Consider the following 23,194-nt stretch of genomic DNA (forward strand, 5'->3'; position numbering starts at 1 on the left):
AACAGCCAACACGGGAGGGCTTCAGCCCGAATGGAGCGGGCAGGCTGTTGATCCCGCCCGGTACGGCCTGTCGAAGAGGAGCAGTTCAATCCAACGGCAGGGCGAAGGACGCCATGGCCTGTCGCCGCCAGGGCTTTTGATCAGCCCAACCCAGCACCCATTGCCTTTGACTTTCCGGCTTCGGGAGTACTCGCGGTAATGGCGGTCTGCTTCTCACCCGCACGCTCATAGATCGCGCGAACGAGCCGGTCCTTGTCGTCGGTGACAACGACGGCCTCGGCTTTGGCGCGCGACAGCGCGACATAGAGCATCTTCTGGTCGACCAGATTGGTGGAGCGGCTGTCGGCATGGATCAGGACACGTTCTGCGGTTTGGCCCTGGGCGGCGTGTGCGGTCTGGACGTAGGCATGGCGCAAATGAGTATCGCGAGGATCGGAGAGATCGAGCTTTTGCTCGCGCCCATTGGCGAGCTTTACGGTTGCCTGACCACGGTCGGAATCGATGCCGGTAACGGCACCGCCAAGGCCATTGACCCGTCCGGCGTCGCGGTCGTTGCGGGTGAACTGCACGCGGTCGCCGGTGCGCAGCTCCATCGGTTTCGGCTCGAACACCTCGACTTTGCCAGCACCCCACTGCCGGGGGTGCCAGTCCAGCGAACGCCCGCCGCTACCTTCCAGTGCGATGCGCCCGCGTTCGGGATCGACAGCGGCAATCGCAAAGCTTTCGCCCCGGCGCACGCCCTTGGCGGAATAATCCCGGCTGAACCGGACAACATCGCCGATGGCATAGCTTGCTGCCTCGCGCGCTTCGGCACGGGTCAGGCCCTTCGCCTCCAGTGCATCAAACCGCAACGCCTCCGCTGACAACTCGCCGCGCTCGGTCAGTTTCGCGCGGATCATGGCAGTGAGCCTGTCCCGGCCTTCGCGCGATGGTTCGATCACCAGCGTTCGGGCACGCTCTGAGGTGGACAAGGCAAGATAATGCCGGGCCATCGCTCCTAGGCGCTCGTCCGGTGTTGCGCCTTCGATCACCTTGCCGCCGCCACGTTCCAGCGCGGTCAGAGCCTTGCCTGCATGGCCTTCGATCGAAGCCATGACAGCTTCGCGGGTCCCGGCATTGGTCTGCCGGACCACTTCGGCAAGCTTTGCAGTCGCCATGCCTGCCTGCTGCAATTGTGCGAAGGCCGCCCCCGCGCCCACCGAACCCAACTGCTTCACGTCGCCGACCAGAACAAGTCGGGCTTCGACCTTGTCGGCACGGGTCATGAGTTTTGCCACGTCGTGAGCCGAGAGCATCGAGGCCTCATCGACAATCCAGACGGCCTCCTTGCCGGTCTTCTTCACTTCTGGTGTGAGCAAATGCCGCGCTACGGTGTCACCGCGCAGACCGAGCGCTTCGCCGAGAACGGTTGCTGCCGATGCGGTCGGCGCAAGCGCGGTAACCGCAAGTCCGTGACGTCGTGCTTCGCGCGCGTAGGTGGCAAGCACGGTGGTGGTCTTGGCCGTCCCGGCATAGCCCTGAACGGCGGCGATGCGGTCACGCGAGGTGAGCAGGTCTGCGGTCGCTCGCTTCTGATCATCGGTCCAGGCATAGCCGGATCGGGCTGACTGCCGTGCAGTGCGCTCGATGGTTCGTGCCGCCGCCACCGGAGTGGCGAGCGATTGCGCCATGCCGCGCCCTGCCTCCTCAAGGCGAAGCATCGTTCGCTCTGTTTCGATAATCTGCGGCGTCGTGAACCCGGCAAACTCGGTCCCGCGCCGGTCCAGGAAAGTGCGCGGTACAAGCTCGCCGCGCTCTCCGGCCTCGGCAATCGCTGCACTGATTGCGCCGTGGCCAACCTTGCCAAAAGCAAAGTCCCCGGCCTCGCGCGCCAAAGTGCTAGCTGAGAACACCGCCTGACGCTCGGCCAGCTTGGCAGCAGCCCAGGCCACCGCCTGTCGCGCCAGCAATTCGGGGCTGGCGGTTGCTTCGCTGTTCTTGGACTGCTCTCTCGCTTCGCCGATAAGCTTTGCCCGCGCTGCCTTGTCAAACCCGTTGGCATCCGCAGTCGCCCGCCAGTCGGCGCGCAAGATACGGTGATCCGCACTGGTCTTGGCCTCCCGCGTATCGAGCGCGGCGATCTGCTTTTCGGCGGCGCTCGCGTGCTCGCGGCTCGTGCCGCGCTCGGCAAGCCGGGCATCGATCGCTGCCGTGCGCTGGCTCAGCGCGTCGATGGCCTTTTCCGGCACGCCTGCAATCTCGAACAGCGAGTCTTTTCCCGCTTCGATCCGATAACCCAGCGCAGCAACGCCGTGCGCCAGCTCCTGCCGGTAGATCGCGCCGATTTCCTTCTGCAATTGGTAGAATGCGCGCGGCTCCAGGCTGCGCCAGTTGCCATCCTTGTCCTGTGTTGCGTTGATGATCACACCGTGGGTGTGCAGCTGCGGGTCCTGCGCCCGGCTTGTGGCATGGCGGAAGGTGGCAATGGCAAGATTGCCGGTCGCTTCGCGCCGGACCTCGCCGCCCTGCCTGATGCGCGTCGCCGCCATGTGCTTTTCGACATGGACAAGCGCCACTTTCACCGCCGCACCATGCGCCTTGATCAGCCGCTTGTCTCCGGCCACCTCGGCCATGATCGAGACCGACTTGGGCGCGGACAGGGTAATGTCCCAGCCTGGCCGGTGCTCTACCTTGCCATCGCGCGTGGTGCCCAGCTGCTGCCCGGCAACGCGGCCTTCGAGCAATTCAGCAAACTTCTCGCGATCGACCTCGCCCGACAGGCCCAGCTTCTCCGCTGCCTCGCCAAACCATTCGGACGGAGCCATGCCGCCTTCGGCATAGTAGTCGTCGGCTTCGTAGTAGCTCGCGGCCTGCCCGGCACTAGACAGGGCCGAGACCGAGGCGACCACTATACCGGACCCGGCTTGGCATCGGGCTCGGCACCTTTGGCGATCTCGCTAACCCGGCTCCACAGCGTGCCCGCCGGATCGCCTGGCACGTAGGCAGGCTGGCGAGGCGCGCCACGCCGGGTGATGTGATCGGCAGTGAGGCCGATGCGCGCGACCGGCAGTCCATCCGGGAGCAGCAAATAGCCCTGATGCGGACTGAGCCTCAGTTCGCTTTCGAGCACGGCAGGGCGAAACTGGCGTTGGGTCGCGATAGTGGTTCGCGGCACTTCGCTGCCAATCGACAGTGTGTCGGTGGCGACGCGCAATTCCACCTCGCACTGGCCGATGGTCTCGCTCGCCCATTTGCGCGTTTCCTGATCGACGGTTTGCAGGAACAGCTTGGTGTTGCAGCAAGCCAGCATGGCCTCGGCGATGTTTGCACCATAGCGATTGCGCATCTGCCCGAGCGCCTGAAAGGTGAGCACAATCGCTGCGCCGAACTTGCGGCCCTCTGGCAAAAGACGCGCAAGGTTCTCGACACGGGGCAGGTCAGCCAGCTCGTCGAGCACGAACCAGATGCGGCGGTCTGGCGAGGGCGACAGACCTAGCACCGCACTCGCCGCGCATTCCAGCCAGCACGCCATGAGCGGCTTGGAGGCTTCGAAATAGTCTTCCTTGCGCGGGACGAAGATCCAGGGCTTTGCACCCTCGCACTCGTCCAGCTTCGCGATGAAGTCTCGGAAGGCAAATCGCTCTTCCCCCTCGTCTTCGACCTTCAGGAACTGGATCAGGTTCGCCGCCTTGGCGAGCATGAACAGCACACTGCCGGTTGCGCGGTCGGCGTCATTGGCAAAGGTGCGGGCCGACGACGTGTGGCCCAGCCATTCCTTCAACTGCTCCTTGTCCTTGACCTGCAAGGCTTCGAGCAGGGCTTCGAGACTGCAGTTCTTTTCCGCCCAGAGCGAACGGATCATGTTGGCGACAAGAATGCGGCTTGTTTCCAGCCATACATCGTCATCCTGGCTGCTGGTTTCCGAAACAAGCTGACGCGCAATCCGGTCTGCATCGGCGGGGTGCGATATCTCGTCGAAGGGCGTCCAGAAGGCGCAGCGGGCATCGAAGGGATTGAGGATGATGTCCCCGCGCGCGGGGTTGTAGTAGTGCGCGATGAACTCTCCGCTTGTGTCATAGACCAGCGCCGCTTCGCCGCGCCTCTCGATGCCGTCGAGCATCTGTCGCAAGGCAGTGGTCTTGCCGCTGCCTGTAGTCCCGAGAAAGGCGAAGTGGCGGGTCTCGATCCGGCGCAGGATCGGCACCGGTCCGATGCGCAAGGCATTCGTCCCACAATACTGAGCGGTCTGCGAAGCGACGTCGTTTTCGCTCGCAAGGCGAGTCCCGCCAAGAACCCGGTCGGCGAGTGTATCCTTGCCCTGTTCGGACATGGCGCGCTGGAGCACCCAGACCGTGAACAGGCCAATCACAATGCCTGTGACTGTGCCGCCAGCGATCACTTTGACAACCTGCCAGAAGGTATCGGTGAAGAATGGTTCAGCGGCAAACCATGCTGCGGAAACGGTCCAGCGCTGGCCGTCCATCGCTATGTTCATCTTGATGTCGCTGCCTGTGAGCGAGCCCAGCAAGGTCAGCACGTTGGCCCACGCATACTGCACCGCTGTCGTTATTGCAGGGCCATGCAGCAGGAACTGGGGTGCGATGATTGCCCCGGTCGCTGCTGCACCAAGAGTGATCGTGGAAAAGAAGCGAAAACGTTGCTGCCATTGCGCCATGCGCACACGCCACAAGGCATGGGCGCGGGTGACAAAATCGATGTTCGAATTCATGGCTCGATCTCCAGGGCAAGCGAGCACTGGCGCTCGAACGCGGCCCGCGCCTCTGCTGCGATTGTCTCGTCGGATTTCTTCGTTCCCAGCGCTGCGTGGCGGGCGTAAGCGTAGGCCGCACAAGCGGTAAAGAGGGTGCGATCGAGCACCCGTTCAGCCTCGGCGAGGCGCTCCGATATTGTCCCGATCTCGCGCGCCAGTTCGGCAAGATCGGTCTCTTTGTCGGTGCCATGAAGGACCGAAAGAAAGCCCGCGTCGATCACCTTCAGGAGCATCGCGTATTCCGACAATCCACGCCGGTCGGCGATGCCGGACAGCGACCGTGCCTGCGAAGGATTGAGACGGATGGTGCGCTTGACATAGCTCGCCATCACCACCTCCCGCGCGCGCTCAAAGCGCGCTCCAGAAATGGCAGAATTGCGAGGTTCTGAACGCATTGCCTAAGCGAGCGCGCTATCCGCGCGCTCCAGAAACCGCAGAAATCCTTGATGCACGCGTGCGTGGGGTGTGTATGAAAATTGCGGGTCCGATACGCAGTATCGAGGCCCCTCATTCTTTCCGGTTGATAAGCGGGGCCGTGCATCACAGGCCCTCGCCAAAATCAGGAAGGGGACGCGCGAAAGCGCGTATCTGTCGCTCAGCTTCAGCATCCGCTGCCTCCCGGTCGGCAAATGGCTTTTCGAAGATTGCAGGAACGAACTCGAACTCCCTGCCGTCCATCCATTCGCGCACTGTCTGATCGACCACTTCACGCAGCTTTTGACGCAGTGCGAACGCCTCTTCGGGGATGATCCGGGTCCACTGGATCTGGCGCTCAATGAACCCGCCAAGCGGGTACTCATCGCCATCGATCCGGACTGGCGGACCTTCGAACTGGACGTTGAATTCCGCGCCGATGAAACGGTCAATCATGGGGCGTTCGAAGTAGAGCCAGTCGGCAATGTAGCTGCGGTAACACATGCCATCAGGGCCAGATCGGCTGAGCCGTTGGAGGTACTCATCAATCAGCAATTCGGTGAGGGTCTTGTAGCGCTCGGCAGGTTTAGTGCCCTGAGTTTCGGTTGCAGTAGGATCAGTCATTTGAGGGTGCTTTCTGCGGGCCTTTGCCCGCCTTGGACGGGTCAATAGCTGCGCAGGGGAAGGGCCCCGATCCACTCTTCGATGTCAGTCGAGCGCCAGCGGATGCGTCCGCCGCCAATGTCTATGGGATGCGGAAAGGCACCCCGGCGAATGCGTCGCCAGATCGTAGTCCGGCTGCGAATGCCGGTGAGGCGCATGACCTCATGGCAGGTGAGCAGTTCAGTATTCGGCATAACAGATTCCTTCGTTTCAAGGTTCTGTCACCGAAGCCGTGTTCCCCCACGACGATGGGTTGTCCTTCAAATTGCCGTTGCGGACCGTGCGATAAGACGTTCAACTCAGCGCCACCAAGCTTCGGTGACGCTGGCCAAGCTATGCGAATCGCAATGATGTAGGAAAGAACAAAAAGAGAACACATACCGTTCCGCATTGGCGGGTGGACGATGTTGGATCGCTATGGACAGTCCGGGACTGAAAGAATTTTTCCCGCTGGTGTCCGCCCCGGGCCAATGCAGGACCGATTCTACTGTTCTGGCGCAGCGGAAGGCCTGTTTCCGCGCGAATCAAAGCTTGAGCCGATATGACAAGCAAACGCGCTTTCGCTTTGCACGTTGATGCGGACATGCAAAGAAAACGCGAAAATCTTTACACGTTAGCGGATTAGCGGATGCAGCAACTTGGGCCAGACAATGCCATCTGGGATGATGGTGAGTGGATCAGCTGGGACGAGATCAACGAGCAGATTCGGTACAAGGAATGGCGGGCAAAATATCCCAATGCCGATCTGTCGCTGGTCTCGATATTCGAGGATCTGATCTGCACCGCAGAGCAGTATCACATGCACACGGGCAAGCACCTGCAAGTGTATGGCGATATCGGAGAACTCTACGGGGCGATCACGCACGGCATCAAGTTGCACCGCAACTACGCTCAAGGATCTGACGGACGGCTCGGCAATGACCTGGTCGAGGTCAAGACAATCACGCCATTCAAGAGCAATGACCGGGTCACGCTGAACCTCAAACGGAACTTCAGCATGGTGTTTTTGGTCAAGATCACGTCCGACTTCGAGGTGCGCGGGAAGCTCATTCCACGAAAGGCCCTGCCCCGTGTGAAGGGCGACAAGCTGGTTCTTGAATGGGCTAATATCGGGGCTGACTGAACCAGAATTCGGCAGCCCTGTCCTTCAAGGCGCAAGAGGCAGCGGGTACCCGGCCATTTCCGAGAATTGACGGGCGACTTCCTTCACCTTGGCCTCATCGACATCCATTTCTGCGATGAAGGCCAGTTGAGCGTCTGTTGCGATCTCCGAGAAGAAAGCGAAAGCAGCGGCATTGTGCGCGGGCGCGCTCGACGGGTCTGCGATAAGCGCTGCGAGCTGCTGAGCGGATTGCCTGGTCCGATAGGGACCGTTCACTGTTGCCAGCACCTGTGCGGTCACTTTGCTCATCGCAGCTCTCATCCAATGAAGCCCATAAGGGAAGATGCATCCGGTTGGACCGTGAATGCAAGGATGGTCGATGATGTATGGTGCCAAAGGGCATTTATCCCGCGTTTATTGAAAATTGGAGATTTGCGGGATAAAACTCGCGAATGGCCATCATCCAACCCTTCTCTGCCGAGCAGGAACGAGCGCTCATCAACATGCGCCAGCGCTACGATGTGTGGATCGAAGCCGAGCGCGAACTCTTCGCGATGCCGTATGATCTGAAGCGCAAGAAGATCGGAGAATACGAGTACCTCTACGAGATATTTGATCGCATCGGAAACGGCAAAAGTCTGGGAGCGTGGGACGAGGAAAAGGAAGCCCAATTCGAGGAATATAAGGCGGCAAAGAATGCGCTGAAGGAGCGCCGCGATGGCGCACGGGATGCCCTAAACGAAAGCAGCCGGATTGCCCGTGCGCTGCGCTTGCCGATGTTATCAGCTGACGCCGGACCCATACTCCGGGAGGCAGACAGGCGATCGCTTCTCGGTAGCCACCTGCTTGTTGTCGGAACCAACGCAATGGCAGCCTATGCTATCGAAGCGGCAGGCACCTTCCGCGATGTGCCCGATGAAACCGAAGACTTCGATCTTGCCTGGGCGGCGGAAGAGCCGGAAGACGGAACGCAGCTTTGGGACATGCTCAAAGCGGTTGACCCGACATTCACGATCAATACCGAACGGGAATTTCAGGCGCGTAATGCGAAGGCCTTTGAAGTCGAATTGCTGGTCGCACCATCGCGTGTCGAAACGCTCGCCGGGAAGGATCGGCCACGTCCCGTTCCGCTACCCGAACAGGAATGGCTCCTGCCGGGTCGACGGGTAGACCAGGTCGTCCCGTGCCGTGATGGCAGCCCGGCGCGCATCGTCGCACCTGACCCTCGCTGGTTCGCACTCCACAAGCTCTGGCTGGGTGCTCAGGCAAAGCGGAGCCCGCTTAAGCGGCGCAAGGACACGGTGCAGGGAGCGGCGCTGCTCGACGCGGTTGCCGAGGCGATGCCTCATTATTCGCTGGATCATGAGTTTGTGAAAAGCCTTCCTGATGAGCTATTGCCATATTGGGAGGATTGGACGAAAGCGCGCGCATAGCCTTTGAATTCAGTCACTCGGTTGGGGCAAAATGGCTGGTTTTTCCCGGCAATTTGCTGTAGAGAACGAGCATTGAAATCATTAGACTTTTTCGAGGATGGGACCCAAATCCTCTGGCAAAAATTCATTCTGGGGGCACCGACGGGGGCCTCACTTAAGTAACCAAGGTCAAGATTCTCGCAGTTTTGCGACATTCTGAGAGCGGTTCGAGTCCTCTTCTGGGCACCATTTGTTCTTCTCACGTTCTCCCAAATAATCTATAAAACCCGCAGAAATCCTAGGGATTTGGCCCTTGGATCGTTCCGGATCGTCCCGCCTGTTCTCGGGGGTTCCAGACACTTTTGTGGGCCTTTTGAGGCCGTTTCGCAAAGGCCCAGATGAAAAGGCCCCCACATGCCGCTGACAGATACTCGCCTCCGCGCACTCAAGCCCAAGGATAAGCCGTACAAGGTAACCGATGAGCGCGGCCTATATGTTGAGGTCACGCCGACCGGCAGCAAGCTTTGGCGATTTCGATACCGGATCGGCGGTGCGCAAAAGAAGCTCTGCATCGGCAGCTATCCTGAAATCAGCCTCAAGCAAGCGCGAGACGCGGCCTACGAGGCACGACGAGCAGTTGCTTCAGGGGGTGACCCGGCCTTTGAAAAGCGGAAGCGGAAAATCCGTGCAGAGTTCCTTTCTGCACAGACGTTCGAGGCAGTCGCACGTGAGTATATTGAACAGATGATGGTCCAGAATGGCCGCGCCGATGGCACGATCGTCAAGGCCAATTATTTCCTCGACAAGCTTGCGCCTGCCATCGGGAACCGACCCATCAACGAGATCGAGCCGTTCGAAGTCCTGGCTCCTCTCAAACGACTGGAAGCCATCGGTAAGCACGAGACTGCGAAGAAATGCCGGTCGTTCGCAGGCCGCGTGTTTCGCTACGGTGTCGCTACCACCCGCTGCAAATCCGATCCGACCAGTATGCTGAAGGGTGCTCTCGTAACGCCGAGAGCCACGCATTATGCAGCAATCCTCGAGCCCAATGAGCTAGGCGGGCTACTGCGCGCAATCGACGACTTCACTGGTTACATGGTGACGAAGTTAGCTTTGCAGATAGCGCCGCATGTGTTCGTACGCCCCGGCGAACTCCGGCATGCCGAATGGCACGAGATCGACCTCGTCGATGGGGTCTGGAAGATCCCTGCCGGTAAAATGAAAGCGCGCCGAGCGCATGCCGTCCCGCTTTCCAAGCAGGTTAGAGGCTATCTCTCTGATCTGGGCGAGATGCTCGGCCGCGAAGGATATGTTTTCCCATCTGCGCGCAGCTCCAAGCGTCCCATGAGTGAAAACACGCTCAATGCCGCATTCCGTCGCATGGGATAATGCCTGAGGCTGCTGATCGTCGTTAGCAAGGCTGGCAACATGGACTGGCCAGTTGAGTGCCAGCATCCCTCCAGCAAATACGATCGCGAATGCTCCCAAACCCAACGCGATCTCCTTTCTCAGCTTCCGGCGCTTCTGTGCCTTCAACGCCTTGCGAAAGTCGAACGGTTCACCGGGCGTCTCATTCACTAGCGTTGTCCGTCTTCATTCCGGCACATGATCTCAGACAATAGCCAGAAATCAGGCAGTTTCGTCAATTGTACGTACCAATTGCTTGCCAACGTCCCAACACAGACCGGACATATTGCGGCGTTTCACCATTCTTCGGAATGCCGCGTGATCGGGAGACGGCACCTGGGCCCGCATTATAAGCAGCCAAGGCCAGGTGGACAGCGTCGAACCGGTCCAACATATCGCGAAGATACCGGGCGCCACCGTCGATCGATGCAAGAGGGTCATGACGGTTACGGACGCCCAGTTCTCGCGCCGTGGCCGGCATAAGCTGAGCCAGCCCGGCAGCACCGGCTGGACTCACAGCCATCGGATTGAAGCGGGATTCAGCCCAGATGAGAGCCCGAAGCAGGTTGGTCGGAAGCCCGTACCGGCGCTCGGCCTCGGCTATTGCCGCCATATACAGACCCTCCCGGTAGGACACGTTTGCTGGCCCGGCTTGGTAGATTGCAGGAAGATATTGCCTTGCCGGCTGCTGGTCCGTCTTCGGTGGAACGATCGCGTGCTCGAACAAGGTGAAATCCTGGGCGCGGACTTGCTGAGAGGAGGTCGCGATCATTCCCAAACAGGCGACCGCTATCGCGGTCTGACGATTGACCGTTCATTCGCGGGTGAATGTGACACATGAGGAGCTGCGCTATCTTCGCACTTACCAACCGGGCATGGTCCTCAACTTTCGCTCGCGCGACAGCACCCAGAAGCTCTCTAAGGGTGACTACACCGTCATGACCATCGACCATGCGCGCAAGCAGCTCGTGCTTGAGGACAGGAAGGGGCGGGTTCGCAAGTTCAATCCCGCGCGTCTACGACCAGGCGCAGACGATAGCCGGCTGTCGCTCTTCGAACGCAAATCGCTGTCCATCATTGAGGGTGACAAGATTCGTTGGACCGACAATGACCACAAGCGCGGGCTGTTCAACGCCGACCAGGCGAGGATCTTGGTCATCGACACAAAGGGCGTCTTGGTGGAGACATCAGCGGGCAAGGAGCTCCGCCTGAGCCGCGGCGACCCGATGCTCAAACGCATGGACCTCGCCTATGCCCTCAATGCGCATATGGCGCAGGGACTGACCTCTCATCGCGGGATCGCGGTCATGGACAGCCGCGAGCGCAATCTCGCCAATCGGCAGACCTTCCTGGTCACGGTCACCCGGCTTCGCGACGGCCTTACGCTGATTGCAGATAATGCCCAGAAACTCGGCCGGGCCATCAAGTCCAACAGCGGCGAGAAAGCTTCGGCCCTTGAAGTAACGCAAAGGCTCAAGGCGGCAGCGGCCAAGGGGCTTTCACAGGACAAGGATGTTGGCAGCGCTTCGCCTGCAAGTGACAAGCCCGAACTCACCAAGGAAAGGGTAAAGCCTTTCGAAATCGGCATTTGATCACCGGCAGTCTGGACGATTTCAGCGTTACCAGGCACGATGCCTGTTCGAATGAATTGCGGAGCGTTGCCGGTGAAGGGTGTTTTCGAGATCAGCGGCAATTCGCGCTACGACGACCTCATCACCGAGCGGTATCATTTCCCTTCGCAATATCTTCCTCAGGCTCGTCAGATCGAGAAGGACTGGATCCTTTATCGCGAAACCCGCGTATCGGGCGGTCGGATGGCCTACATCGCGACCGCCTTCGTTGAGCGGATCGATCCCGATGAGACCGATCCAACCCACTACTATGCCCGCGTCAGGGACTATCTACCCTTCGATGAGGCGGTGTCCTACCGCGACAAGGACGGACGCTTTGCCGAACGCTTCCTTCGCGAGATGGCCCGTCCTGGCGATGCCGGAAGGACGCTGCGCGGCAAATCGGTGCGCGCGCTCGATGGCGATGATTTCGTCGCCATCGTCAATCAGGGGCTGAGCGAGACACTCGACCCGGCCAACCGGATCAGGCTCGAGCTCGACGAGCGGTACATCGACGACACAACCGCCGCGCTCCTTGCCGATGATTTTGGCGAACGCCGGATCGAGCAGATCCTGGTTAACAAGAAAATCCGGGCCGCCAGTTTCCGCAATCAGGTTCTCGATGCCTATGACAGCACCTGCGCCGTCACGGGATTGCGCATCATCAATGGTGGCGGGAAAGCTGAGGCACAGGCGGCCCATATCTGGTCCGTCGCCGATGGCGGACCCGACGTCGTACCCAACGGCGTGGCACTCTCGGCTACGGCCCATTGGCTGTTCGACCGGCATCTCATCACATTCGACGATAACCTTTGCCTGCTCGTATCGCACAACAAGGTGCCGTCCGACCTGTTGAAGCTCTTCCCGCCTTCTGGACAGAAGATCAGGCTTCCCTCCGATCCGAGGGATCACCCTCGTCCGGACTTCGTTGCCAAGCATCGCGCACGTTTTGCGGGGTTCTGATCCGGTAGGATCAGACAGCGCGTCCGAACCAGATGACGCGGCCGACCACCTGGATCTCGGACCGGTCGACATCGTCCCAGCTGGGATAAGCCGAATTGTCGCTGCTAATCGTGATCTTGCGGCCACCTGGCTTGAGCGTCACGCGCTTGACGACCAGCGCATCGTCGGCGCGCAGGACGTAGATGCCGTCACGTAGCCGCGAACCCTGGTCCGACGCATCGACGAGCACTTCGTCGCCATCGCTGAGTGTCGGCTCCATGGAGTCGCCCAAGACGTGGATGATCGAAAGACTGGCGCTTTTTGCACGGGTCAACCGGCCAAGCCAGCGTTCGTCGAAACCGAAGCGGGTATGGGCGGTCTCGCTTTCGGCAATCGCTCCAAAGCCCGCGGATGCATCGACATTGAACACGGGTATTTCGATCAACCCGTCACGCATGGGTGCGGGCGGTCCGCCAAGCACTTGCTCGTCGACCCCGAAGAAGCTGGCAAGCGTGCGCCGGTCATCGTCATCCAGCTTGCGCGGCGATCCACGCTTGATGAACTGCTGAATATAGGACGAGTTTCGTCCGATCATCCGCGAGATCGAGGAATATCCGAGCCGTCGCTGCTGGATCAGGCGATCAAGCTCCTCTCTGACATGTTCCATCGTATCGTTCCTTCTGACGGTCTCAGGAGAGAAGGAAATCTCCTAGACTCGATGGAACCTTCCTACTAAGAACAAAACAGGAATACAAGTCCTGAGTGAGTCGAGGAAGGCCATGAAATTGCTGGATCGAATTGAGCGACATCTGAAAGAATCGCACATGTCGGCGACACGGTTCGGTCGTCGCGCGGTTGGCGATCCGCGCTTCGTGATCGATCTAAGGGCCGGACGCAGACCACGCCGCAGGACTATCGAGAAGGTGGAAGAATATCTTCGCAATCTGCCTTCGCCTGATTAGAAAGACTTTGGGTTGGCAGGCAAAGCTCGCCATCTAAGAACATCGACATGCGCCGCATAACTGAGTTCGGTTCCTTCAGTTCACATTCCCAAACAATCGCCACCGACCAACCAAGTGCTTTTAATGCACCTAGCGAGCGAACGTCTCGATCAATGTTGCTCCCGATCTTCTTTTTCCAATATTGGGTGTTCGATTTGGGAATGCGCGCACCACGTTTGCAGTTATGGCCGTGCCAAAAGCAGCCATGGACAAATATCGCCTTCTTCCGCCTTCGGAAGATGATGTCTGGCTTTCCTGGCAAGTCCGTGGCGTGTAGTCGAAAGCGATAACCAGCCCGGTGGAGAATCGAACGTACAAACCTCTCGGGCGATGTGTCCTTCCCCTTCACCGCGCGCATGATTCGGCTGCGGTCTGGATCGCCTTGCTTCATTGCCTATGACCGTCTTATCGCGGTTGCCCCTGATTGCTGTGCGATGGCACCATGCCGCGTAATCGTCGTAGTCCTGACGGTCTCGGATCCTTGATAAGCTACTTCGAAGTCAACGTAGCTCACCTCGGCATCGTCGCCTCCGAAACATTTGTGGAAGGCATTAAGCAGCTCAACGTCGTCCAACTTTTGCGCCGGCGGGTGCGAGTTGTTTCTCGGGCTAGGGGTGGTGGCCGGCATCACGTAAATGCATGCAGGCGGGAGCGAGTATGGGCCGACTTCTGTCGTCCGTTCAGGTTGGTTTTCAAGTTTCGGGCACGGGCGTCCTAATGTTCCACACACCATATCCCAAATGACAACGCCATCGACACGCTGTTCGCGATATATGATTTCAGCACTCAGACGCGTGTGAATGCCTGACCAAGCGTTATGGCGTGGATCGGCACCGGGATTTGTGCAAACGCTCCAGATGATAAATTCCTGGGCATGCGGCGGGCGCTCGAAAATGTTCGTGTTATTGCCGTCTAGACAGCCCTTGAGTTCGATCACTGCAGTCTTGCCGCTGTTGAGTTTGACGGCATAGTCATGACGGTTGGCCTCGCCAGCAGACTCCCAGTCGGCGATGTAACCACCATCCTGCATGTAGTTCAGGACGTGCTTCACGAACTCGCGCTTATCACGCATTGTAGCCGAAAACTGACCACGGACGCGTTCGATCGCCCCGCGAAACAAACCGCTGTTATAGAATTCTTGGTCGTCGAGTCCGTGATCGCCGAGCTTATGCGCTTCGGTCTTTAGTGTCTCCGCGAACTCCTCGATCTTCTTACGAAGTTCTGCGTTCTGACAGCATGGAATTACACTCACGCAGCCTCCTTCATGTCTCCTGGCTGCGGCATCAAGACAGGCTCGAATATGTGCGCTGCCAAATACCTGACGACCGGCGCCACAACGCCATCGCCCGTCAGATGATAGGCTTCATTGTAACGTGCGGGAAGTATGTAGTCGTCAGGCAAGCCCATTAGCCGAGCAGTTTCACGCGTTGAAATAAGACGGGATTTTACCTTCTCGCCGTCTACGACCATGATGAGTTGGCGACTCGAACCGCCTGCAGGAGTTCGCAGACAACCGGCCAAGTCGTCGAACCGGATCTCTGCCCTTTGAACCTTCGCGCCGGTTTCGTCGTGCCGAGTACGCTTGTAGATTGCACCCACCATGCGACGACCAGCATTCTTGGCAGCTTCGACCTTTTCAAGGTTCACATCGCTCATCATCGAGAGAAGCTGCTTGGTCTCCGCTGCGGTATGCCAGTTCACGCTCTTCGGACTGTCTTCGATTAAGTCGGCGAAGCGTGAATTTCTGACTGGCGGTCTCGGCATTGTCCACCACAGCCAGTTACTCTTCGCTCTTGGAGAAAGCTTTGCATGCGCATTGCGCAGGGCTTGAGTGTGCCAATCGTTCACAGGTTCGCCTGCAATCACGCCATCGGGCAGGATCACATCATCGCGAATGCCAATCACGAAAAGCCTTGGCCGCGATTGCGGCACGAAATCCGCTGCGTCTATTACCATCCCCCCACAGCGATAGTTCTCACGCGCAAAGGCCGCGCAGATGGCCGCGAAGTCTTTGCCTTGGTGCGAAGTCAGCGCGCCACAGACATTCTCAAGCACGATGATCGATGGCGCGCGCCCGTCTTTTATCAATGATTGCATCAAGCGCCAGAACGGCCAGAATGTGCCAGAGCGTTCACCTTTGAGGCCAGCCCCGCCGCCAGCCAACGACAAATCCTGACAGGGAAACGAGCCCCAGACCAAGTCCGCCTGACCGGGAAGGTCCTTTGCTTCGACCTTTTTCACATCGCCGACAGTGAGCGCCCCTTTGCCCCAGTTGGCTTCATAGGTTTCGCCCTTCTTACGGTCGAAATCGTTGGCGAATAGACAGTCCCAACGGCTGCCAAGACCGGCTCGCGCCATGCCGCCGCCTGCGAAGAATTCGTAAAAGTTAGGCATCGGCGACTCTCCCAGGATGAGCATTAGCGCCATCGCGCTGAAGTTTCTCAAGGACGGCTTCAGTTATCCACGTATTGCGAGAAATGTTGCCCGGGCGCTCAGACCGCACCCGGTCGATTCCATCCCATAGCTGTTTGTCCAGCCTGATGCTTTGACGGATACGGTCATCTCTCTTGGGCTCAGCTCTTGTCATAGCGGTCTCCATCGCGCCGTTAGGCGCCTTTTTGGCGCCAATAGCAAGAACAATTTAGGAACATGCGGAAACGGTCGGCGCAACACACACCAAACAACGCCGCTCTGTTGACATTGTTTTGTTTACAACGTACACACCCGTGTACAACGTAAACAGAAGGATTCGGCCCGTGGAGCACGACATTGTTGGGATCAACGAAATCGCGGAGATGGCAAACGTGTCAAGGCAGGCCGTCGTAAACTGGCGCTCGCGGGCTTCGGACTTTCCCCGTCCTATCAAGGAGCTTGCGTCGGGGCCGGTCTTCAGGCGTCCTCAAATCCGCGCATGGCTTCGCCGTAACAACCGCCGCCTCGATGATCTTCAAAAGGGGCCGCAATTCTATTCGCGACTGAAGAGTTACCGCAACGACAGTGACGAGCTGGCTGAATGTATCGAGCGCGTTGTCGAAAAGCTCGACACGTCGGTGACGACAGACAGCCGACCGGGAATGCTCCTCGGCAAAATTCAATCAGGCAAGACCCGCGCCTTTGTCGGCGTAATTGCGGGAGCATTTGACCGGGACTTCGATATTGCCCTAGTGCTGACCAAGGGCACCAAGACGCTCTCCGCCCAGACCGTTTCGCGTCTGGAATCGGACTTTGCCGAGTTCATCGAAGAAGATGAGCTGATGGTGTTCGATATTATGAAGCAGCCCGGCACGCTCACACGCAGCGAGCTTCGCCGCAAAATCGTGATCGTCGCCAAGAAGCAGGTGCATAACCTCAACCGACTTATCGACTTTGTGAAGGACCAACCCGGACTTCAGAAAAAGAAGGTTTTGATCGTCGATGACGAGGCCGATCTGGCCAGCGTTCGCTTCGTTCCGAACAAGGACGACACTGACATCTCGCAGGGTGTCATCGCTGGACAGATTGACGAGCTGCGCGAGTTGAGCGACGGCATCGCCTTCCTTCAGGTCACCGCGACGCCATATTCCCTCTATTTGCAGCCTGAGAACTACGATGACCCGGCTGCGCACACCAACTACGTCTACAAGCCGAAACGGCCGGCTTTCACCGAGCTTCTACCGATCCATGGCGGGTATGTCGGCGGCAACCACTATTTTGACTCATTCGATGACGGGGACCCGCTCTCGCACTTGATCGTCGAGGTCAGCGAGCAGGAGCAGGACGCCCTGCGCAAAATGGATCTGCGGCGCATCAACCAGGATCGTGTGCTCGACACCGAGAACACGGCGGGCCTGCGCCGCGCAATCATCACCTTCGTTCTCGCGGCGGGCGTCAGGCAGTGGCAGCAGCGCGAGCTTGGTGAGAAGGAGCAGAAATACTCTATGCTCATCCACAACGATACGCAGAAAGCGGCGCATAGCTGGCAGAATCAGGTGATCGACTGGATTCGCGATGAAATCGTCAAGGCCGCCGAAGAGAACCCCAAGCGTCTGCGCCCCCTGTTTGATGAAGCCTATGACGACCTTGAGGTTTCGGTGACGGCGAATGGCGGCGATATGCCGCCGCATGACGAGGCGTTCGAAGAATTCCTCGATGCACTCCAAAACGACGATATTGTTGTCGAGAAGGTCAATTCAGACGGCCAAGTATCAGCCCTGCTTGACCAGAAGGCCGAACTCAAGCTGCGGACGCCCTATAACATTTTCGTGGGCGGCAACATTCTTGACCGTGGCATAACCATTCCCAACCTGATTGCCTTCTACTACGGACGCAATCCGAGAACGACGCAAGCAGATACCGTCTTGCAGCACTCCCGCATGTACGGGAACCGTGGGCGCGATGACCTTGCGGTAACGCGGCTTTACACCTCGCGGGCGGTTTATGACCGGCTGTTCACGATCAATGAATTCGAGAACGCTCTGCGGGATGCCTTCGAGACAGGCGCCCATGACCAAGGCGTTGTGTTCATTCAGACTGACGGAAACGGACGGATTAGGCCTTGCGCTCCGAACAAGGTGCTGCTTTCGGACGTCGTGACCGTCTCGCCTCGAACCCTGCTCTTGCCTTCCGATTTTCAAACACGAGCGGGCAAGCGCATGGCCGAGCTTCAAACGAAGCTGGACAAGCTAATCCTTCCTGAGTGGCGGGATACCGGCGAATTTGTCGAGATCGACCGCGCCACCGCCTACGAGATCATCGCGACCATCGAGGAGACGATGGAATTCGATAGCGTCAAGTTCGAGTGGGGCGCGATGCGCGGATTGATCGACTACTATACCGAGAAGGGCGAAACGATTTTGCTGCTGGCGGAAACCGGCAGAGGGCTGGATCGCGCAAAGTCAGGCGACAAGTCAGGTCGTTCGATTCTCGGTCCCGCATTGCGGCCAAGGATCATGGACGAGCCTCGCTCGAAGCCCGCTCTAATTCTGCTGCAACAAAAGGGCGGCAGGGAGCGCGGATGGACGGCACACTCCTTCTGGTGGCCGCTTCTCGCGGCACCGACTGATGCCGAGCCATGCGTATTCGCAACAAAATCCATGAGTTAAACCGGCGTTCGAATGGCAGCGCTCCTCTATTGGTTGTGACCTCGTCCGCGCGTCAGTCCCAAAATTAAAATTTCGTTTCGCCATTCGCTAGATGAAGACGGAAGCCACGCATTGCGTTGGCAGCGAGATTATCGGGAACCCCAGCTTTACGGCAATGTTTCTCCCAATCACTGACGGCCGCCACGATTTCTCTAACTATAGACTTTGTTTCACCAGTTTTGAGATCCGCAAACTTCCCGAATGCCAGCAAGTCCTCAAATTCGAAGCCGTCGGTTTTTCCGGCCAGAGACATCTGGTGCTCATTGGTCCAGTCTCCGCTTGGGTTATAGGCGTAAACGACATCGAATGCGGGCGAGAGGCTCCAGCGACCCGAGCTATCCATCAGGAAGGCGATGTTCTTGGTGTGGTCGTCCTGGTTGCGAATGAAGACATTGAGCAGCGCGCGGCGCACCTGCTCCTTGATCGCTTCGCGTCCGAGGCCGAGCATTCGGATGGTCTCGATCGCCTGCTCGTAGCTGTATGCGCGAGCGAGGTTGAAATCGAAATGGCGCATCGCGCAAAGCGACTGCATGTGGAGCTTCTTGCCGTTAGGCGTGCGATCGAAGCGCTGGGTCATGAAATGCGCCCGCCCACCTTCTTCGTGCAGACGAGAGCGAGCCATGTCGATGCCGGCCTCTCGGGCTAGCAGGTAGCAGGCGTACTCAAGCCGGCCGAAGCCCATCGGGTCGGCAAGTTCCTTGTCGGCATTGCCCGACACGCCGTCGAACTTGACCAGCCATTGCGTGTAGCCGGGCCCTGCAGTCAGCTGCCCTGAATGGAATTCTCCGGTTTCCTCGTTCCAGGCGAGGACGGCCTTGGCCCGGGCGCCGCCGGCGGAGGTTCCGACGCGCAGGATCTCCTGGAGTGCGCGGTGATCATCCTCTCCCTTGAGCACACCGGACAGTTCTTCACGCGCGGCAATGACCCGGTTGGCGAGCTCGACAAGCGGAGCGATATCGACCGGCCGACCCTGTTCACGGCGCTCACCGGTGGCAGGTTCGAATTCGAGCGCGCCCATGCCTCTGCGGCCGGTGTAACAAAGACGCTCGACCGGATCGAAGCTGTCGGCTGTGCGGCCCTGCTCGGCAAGCCAACGGTTGATCAGGGCGTTACCAAACTTGTCGGGCAGGCTGTCGGCCAGCATGCCCGGAAGCCCTTTGAAGGTCTCGTAATTCAGCGCGGGAAAATCGTAGACGCCGCTTCGTAAAGGCATTGTGAGCGGGGCGACTTCGATACCGCTGCGGCTGAATTCCGGAGTGTATTCGAAAATCCCGACATCGCGATCCTCATCCCACAGGACGGCGCCGATCTGACGACCCCAGAGATTGACTACAGCGCGCGTCATGGGGCCTCGTCACCCCAGCTCCATTCCTCGTCAGCCTCACCTTCAGAAGACTTGCGCACCCTTTGCCGCGCCTTGCCGGTGTCGGACCGGGGATCGAGCGGGCTCAGCTTGGCGTCGGGCATGACATCCAGAAGGCGGTCTTCGATTTCAAGCGCACGCATTAGTCTGGCAAGGCTATCAATGGTCCCGCCATTGCCGGCTTCCAGGCGGGCGAGCGTTGAACGCGAGATGCCAGCCATTTCCGCAAGCTCGGCCTGCTTGAGATTGCGTGATATGCGATATGCTTCGATCTGCTTCCCGATGTCGGATAGCAGTACCGAGAGAGGTCGCAGATCTGGCGAATCATAATGTGGCATTATCGAGACATTATCTCCGGCATGGAGCTTTGTGTAGCGATTTTGCGTCTTTACTTCATAATGGTTAATGTGTCAATATCGAGACGTAAGTTGGATTATCACCGATAATGCATCAAATTTGCTACTTTATGTAGGTTGGAGTGATGGAAATGGATGACGAGAAGGGTCAAAGCGACCAGCCGGACTGGAAGGGCCTACGAGAGATCGACCGTGCCATCTCCGAAAATCGCCTCACGTCATACTCTTGGAAGAAGGCTTGGGCCGATAGATGGGCTCGAGCAGTGATTCTCACCGCTGCGTTCTTCTTGATCGGGTTCGTCGTCTTTGTGATTGTTCAGGACGTGATCCTATAATCACCTATTGGCCCACTCCTTCACCTCATCTGCCGCTTCCTCGCTTGCACCTGTGGCGCCTTCTGTTTGACCATCCAGATAGCCTCTCACCGTTCCGATCCGCCCACGACCTTGCCGACGAACCCGCTCGACTTCATCTGTGATGTCAGACAGATCCGGAGCATCGGGCATTGAGGGACCACTCGCCGAACCAAAGCCTCCCCGTGCACGCACTTGCCCGGCATTGCCAATCTCAGGGCGGCTGACGGGAGCGAAGTCCGGCAATGAAAGGTCTGCTTCTATGTCGTCCTGCAGCCGATCGGCATAGCTTTCGACAAATCGCGATTGCAGTTGTTGGCCGCGCGCACTCATCTGGAACTCGATGTCATCGAAGCGCACCGGCCCGTAATAGTCGCGATTCCCTTCGATCTCGGCCATGCCCCATTCGCGATAGGCCTGGCTCAGGTTCAGCGTGCCTGCGGCGCTGTTGGCCTCATACCAGCTGGCCTGGTTCTCGAGGCGGCTGGCCATCTCTTCGGCCCGACGCGCCTCTCGCGTATAGCTCTCGGCTTCGGTCAGCGATCGGCTGAGGCCCGACGAACTGGTCGACACCTGCGATACCGAGCTCGAGTTCGTCTCGCGCAGGAAACCTTCACGCGTGTTCGACCAGTTGCGGCTGTCGGAAAGCTGGCGCAGCGTTCCCATGATCCTGCCGCGGTCTTCCGAGGCGATCCCGATATCGCTGTCCGTCCATGACTGATTGCGGCCGCCTCTTGCCTTGGCACCCACTTGAGCTACGCCAACATTGGCTCCAGCACCGCCATTGACCTCGCCATTAAGGAACCATGAGATCGTAATGTCGTCGGACGCGCGCCGCGACAGGCCGAACTGCTGCTGGAGCGTCCTCGAGGCATTGTCGACTTCGCTGAATGCCGTGCCGATGCTGTCGTTCGTGCCGACGCCGCTGACTGTGTCGGAGCTCTGACCCTGGCTGTAGGCGTTGCGAATCTCACTGAACCGGGTGAGCGCAGAGCTCGTCGATTGCTGGGCGAGATTGGCATAGGTCTCGCTCTGCGTCCGGCTCTGGCTCGCCATCGTTCCGAGGCGTCCGGTGAAGTCCTGCCCCAGTGTCGGGGTGAACGGATAGCTTGAATTCGGGACAGCAGCGAACTCGCCATCAGGAAAGCTGGTGGTCTGCGTCCCGCTGTCGGTGAAACCACGCGTCTGGGCTGCGCCATAGGCGATGTTGGGTGCAAGATTGCCCTGGGAGAATTGCCGGGAGAACACAGTCGAGTTGTCGATGTTCGAATTGCCGAGCGAGACATTGCCGGTGCTCGCTTCGCGCGCGGCTTCCTCGGCTGCGTTCTGGCTCGGGTTGAGATAGCTCGTTGCCTGGCCCGAGATCGCCAGCGCACCACGCGCCACCCCGCCGGCAAGGAAGGGGATTGAGGCGACAAGATAGCCGGCGAGAATGCCGATATCGCTGTTTACGTCGCTCATGCCGGCAAAGGTCGCGAGGCTGAGGCCCGTGCTGCCGCCAGCGGCGGCGACATCGCCTGCGCCCTTGAACATCAGGATCATGTGCAGGATGACGAAGAGCGGTCCCCACGCCGCAAGGTAGAAGAAGCCGGTGACATAACCTCGGAGCGCAATGGGTCCGGTCCGCGGCATCAGGAACAGCGGAAACAGGACAGGGAACAGCGCGTAGAACACCACCGTCAGCACGACATTGAGGATCGGGACCCATTTCATCGCGTTATGCGCGATCGACGAATAGGTCCGCTCGGTTTGAATGTCGGCGCGGGTCTGCGCGAAGACGTCAATGCTGCCGGTGCCGCTCGCCCCAGCAAAGCCGTGCATAGCCTGGTTCATGGCATTGATCGTCAGCACCTGGCGGAAGATGTCGCTCGCGCTGCGCGAGATGCCGGTGAGATACTGGTAGGCAATCGGCAGGTCGGCCATCAGCTTGGCCTTGGCGAGCGCTTCGGTCTGGCGCGGATAGAGCTGACGCCCCGCGACAAGCGTCATCTCGTCGATAAGGCTCGCCCATTGCCCCGACAGCGCGGTGTAGGCTTCGCGGCAGGTTATGATCGAGGCCGTCACGCTGTCGTCGGCCTGCCGGGTCAGGAATTTCTGCGCGCGCGCCGCGCTGCCCGGCGCGATCGTTGCCCAGATGTCATCGCTCTCGGACAGCTCCTTCATCGAGTAGCGTCCGAGCAGCAGATCGTAGAACACGCATTGCCGGACATGCTCGTCGAAGTTCGCGGCGAACTCCGGATCGGAAATGCGCAAACTGCGCGTCGATTCAAGCAGCCGCGCGCCATAGATCATGCCGTTCTTCGAGTAGTTGAGGTCGTCCGGCAAGCCGAAGACGAGCTCGGCAGAGCGGGTCAGATAGTCCCCCGCCTGACTGGTGAAGCTTGCCATCAGGGCGAGCCCGAGCGGGACATTGGCCACCGTTGCCGGTGCAAGGCTTGGATTGACCCGGTCGGTCACATGGACGTCCATGCGCGGCACCATCAGGCACATGTAGATGAGCGTCGCGCCGAGGAACCAGTTGAGCCAGGCACGCCAGTCCTGGTTGAATGCGACCACGATGACCGCGAGCACCATGCCCATCACCAGCGCGACCTGAATCAGGCTCTTGTAGCCGCCCGCGCCGGTCCAGGCGGCAACGGCGTTGAGGACATTGACGATATACTCGCCGCCGCCGACCGTGAAAATCTCGACCATGCTGCCT

General features: G+C 59.2%; 21 protein-coding genes. 7 read left to right on the top strand and 14 right to left on the bottom strand.

The genetic code is table 11. The features are described 5' to 3' along the window. Positions 1-140 precede the first annotated feature (140 nt). From mobF to D2V07_RS09195, 5 genes are all read right to left on the bottom strand, one after another. Positions 141-2,888, bottom strand: coding sequence for a MobF family relaxase (mobF, locus tag D2V07_RS09175; RefSeq protein ID WP_119586658.1), 2,748 nt, complete (start codon positions 2,886-2,888; stop codon positions 141-143). Then, positions 2,888-4,708 (bottom strand): type IV secretion system DNA-binding domain-containing protein, encoded by a 1,821-nt coding sequence (locus D2V07_RS09180; RefSeq protein ID WP_119586659.1) that lies wholly within the window; start codon positions 4,706-4,708, stop codon positions 2,888-2,890. The genes mobF and D2V07_RS09180 overlap by 1 nt, the downstream gene beginning before the upstream one ends. After that, a complete protein-coding gene (locus tag D2V07_RS09185; RefSeq protein ID WP_119586760.1) occupies positions 4,705-5,079 on the bottom strand; it encodes a hypothetical protein in 375 nt (124 codons plus the stop codon). Before D2V07_RS09185 ends, D2V07_RS09180 begins: the two co-directional genes overlap by 4 nt. 211 nt (positions 5,080-5,290) lie before the next feature. After that, positions 5,291-5,788, bottom strand: coding sequence for a hypothetical protein (locus tag D2V07_RS09190; protein WP_147366928.1), 498 nt, complete (start codon positions 5,786-5,788; stop codon positions 5,291-5,293). A gap of 41 nt (positions 5,789-5,829) precedes the next feature. Next, positions 5,830-6,021, bottom strand: coding sequence for a helix-turn-helix transcriptional regulator (locus D2V07_RS09195; RefSeq protein WP_119586661.1), 192 nt, complete (start codon positions 6,019-6,021; stop codon positions 5,830-5,832). 434 nt (positions 6,022-6,455) lie between these two features. Here D2V07_RS09195 and D2V07_RS09200 point away from each other — a divergent pair, with 434 nt between their 5' ends. Beyond that, on the top strand, positions 6,456-6,950 hold the full coding sequence (locus D2V07_RS09200; RefSeq protein WP_119586662.1) for a hypothetical protein: 495 nt from the start codon (positions 6,456-6,458) through the stop codon (positions 6,948-6,950). A gap of 24 nt (positions 6,951-6,974) precedes the next feature. Here D2V07_RS09200 and D2V07_RS09205 read toward each other — a convergent pair whose 3' ends face one another. Then, the gene (locus tag D2V07_RS09205; RefSeq protein WP_119586663.1) at positions 6,975-7,238 is read right to left on the bottom strand and encodes a hypothetical protein; all 264 of its coding nucleotides are present in this window, start codon (positions 7,236-7,238) and stop codon (positions 6,975-6,977) included. A 143-nt stretch (positions 7,239-7,381) separates the two neighbouring features. Here D2V07_RS09205 and D2V07_RS09210 point away from each other — a divergent pair, with 143 nt between their 5' ends. Both D2V07_RS09210 and D2V07_RS09215 read left to right on the top strand, forming a co-directional pair. After that, positions 7,382-8,362 (top strand): GSU2403 family nucleotidyltransferase fold protein, encoded by a 981-nt coding sequence (locus D2V07_RS09210; RefSeq protein WP_119586664.1) that lies wholly within the window; start codon positions 7,382-7,384, stop codon positions 8,360-8,362. A 393-nt stretch (positions 8,363-8,755) separates the two neighbouring features. Next, positions 8,756-9,730: a tyrosine-type recombinase/integrase gene (locus D2V07_RS09215; RefSeq protein ID WP_233548320.1), complete on the top strand. Its 975-nt coding sequence runs from the start codon at positions 8,756-8,758 to the stop codon at positions 9,728-9,730. Positions 9,731-9,983: 253 nt separating this feature from the next. Here D2V07_RS09215 and D2V07_RS09225 read toward each other — a convergent pair whose 3' ends face one another. Further along, positions 9,984-10,520, bottom strand: coding sequence for a lytic transglycosylase domain-containing protein (locus D2V07_RS09225; protein ID WP_119586665.1), 537 nt, complete (start codon positions 10,518-10,520; stop codon positions 9,984-9,986). 34 nt (positions 10,521-10,554) lie between these two features. Between D2V07_RS09225 and D2V07_RS09230 the strand changes: the two genes are divergently transcribed. Beyond that, positions 10,555-11,340 carry a hypothetical protein gene (locus D2V07_RS09230; protein WP_233548321.1) on the top strand — a complete coding sequence of 262 codons (786 nt, stop codon included), beginning with the start codon at positions 10,555-10,557 and terminating at the stop codon, positions 11,338-11,340. A 72-nt stretch (positions 11,341-11,412) separates the two neighbouring features. Next, a complete protein-coding gene (locus tag D2V07_RS09235) occupies positions 11,413-12,321 on the top strand; it encodes an HNH endonuclease (RefSeq protein ID WP_119586761.1) in 909 nt (302 codons plus the stop codon). Between the two features lie 10 nt (positions 12,322-12,331). Here the strand turns inward: D2V07_RS09235 and D2V07_RS09240 are convergent, their stop codons facing one another. The 4 genes from D2V07_RS09240 to D2V07_RS09260 all read right to left on the bottom strand — a co-directional run bounded on the left by D2V07_RS09240 (position 12,332) and on the right by D2V07_RS09260 (position 15,728). After that, entirely contained in the window at positions 12,332-12,967 is a 636-nt protein-coding gene (locus D2V07_RS09240) for a S24 family peptidase (protein ID WP_119586666.1), read from the bottom strand. A 245-nt stretch (positions 12,968-13,212) separates the two neighbouring features. After that, the gene (locus D2V07_RS09250; RefSeq protein WP_119586668.1) at positions 13,213-13,692 is read right to left on the bottom strand and encodes a very short patch repair endonuclease; all 480 of its coding nucleotides are present in this window, start codon (positions 13,690-13,692) and stop codon (positions 13,213-13,215) included. Between the two features lie 3 nt (positions 13,693-13,695). Next, positions 13,696-14,553, bottom strand: a complete 858-nt coding sequence (locus D2V07_RS09255; protein WP_119586669.1) for a hypothetical protein — start codon at positions 14,551-14,553, stop codon at positions 13,696-13,698. Next, positions 14,550-15,728, bottom strand: coding sequence for a DNA cytosine methyltransferase (locus D2V07_RS09260; protein ID WP_199698760.1), 1,179 nt, complete (start codon positions 15,726-15,728; stop codon positions 14,550-14,552). Before D2V07_RS09260 ends, D2V07_RS09255 begins: the two co-directional genes overlap by 4 nt. Positions 15,729-16,057: 329 nt before the next feature. Here D2V07_RS09260 and D2V07_RS09270 point away from each other — a divergent pair, with 329 nt between their 5' ends. After that, on the top strand, positions 16,058-18,382 hold the full coding sequence (locus tag D2V07_RS09270; RefSeq protein ID WP_119586671.1) for a Z1 domain-containing protein: 2,325 nt from the start codon (positions 16,058-16,060) through the stop codon (positions 18,380-18,382). A 64-nt stretch (positions 18,383-18,446) separates the two neighbouring features. Here D2V07_RS09270 and D2V07_RS09275 read toward each other — a convergent pair whose 3' ends face one another. Together D2V07_RS09275 and D2V07_RS09280 are read right to left on the bottom strand one after the other, a co-directional pair. Continuing rightward, entirely contained in the window at positions 18,447-19,766 is a 1,320-nt protein-coding gene (locus D2V07_RS09275; RefSeq protein WP_119586672.1) for a type II toxin-antitoxin system HipA family toxin, read from the bottom strand. Next, positions 19,763-20,122, bottom strand: a complete 360-nt coding sequence (locus D2V07_RS09280; RefSeq protein WP_119586673.1) for a helix-turn-helix domain-containing protein — start codon at positions 20,120-20,122, stop codon at positions 19,763-19,765. Before D2V07_RS09280 ends, D2V07_RS09275 begins: the two co-directional genes overlap by 4 nt. A gap of 149 nt (positions 20,123-20,271) precedes the next feature. On the opposite strand from D2V07_RS09280, the gene D2V07_RS09285 reads away from it, so the two are divergent. Next, entirely contained in the window at positions 20,272-20,475 is a 204-nt protein-coding gene (locus tag D2V07_RS09285) for a hypothetical protein (protein WP_233548322.1), read from the top strand. On the opposite strand, the gene D2V07_RS09290 is transcribed toward D2V07_RS09285, so the two are convergent. Further along, a complete protein-coding gene (locus tag D2V07_RS09290) occupies positions 20,476-23,187 on the bottom strand; it encodes a conjugal transfer protein TraG N-terminal domain-containing protein (RefSeq protein ID WP_119586675.1) in 2,712 nt (903 codons plus the stop codon). It abuts the gene before it with no gap. Between the last annotated feature and the right edge of the window lie 7 nt (positions 23,188-23,194).

This window comes from Aurantiacibacter zhengii (genome assembly GCF_003584125.1).
GTDB classification, from domain to species: Bacteria; Pseudomonadota; Alphaproteobacteria; order Sphingomonadales; family Sphingomonadaceae; genus Alteraurantiacibacter; species Alteraurantiacibacter zhengii.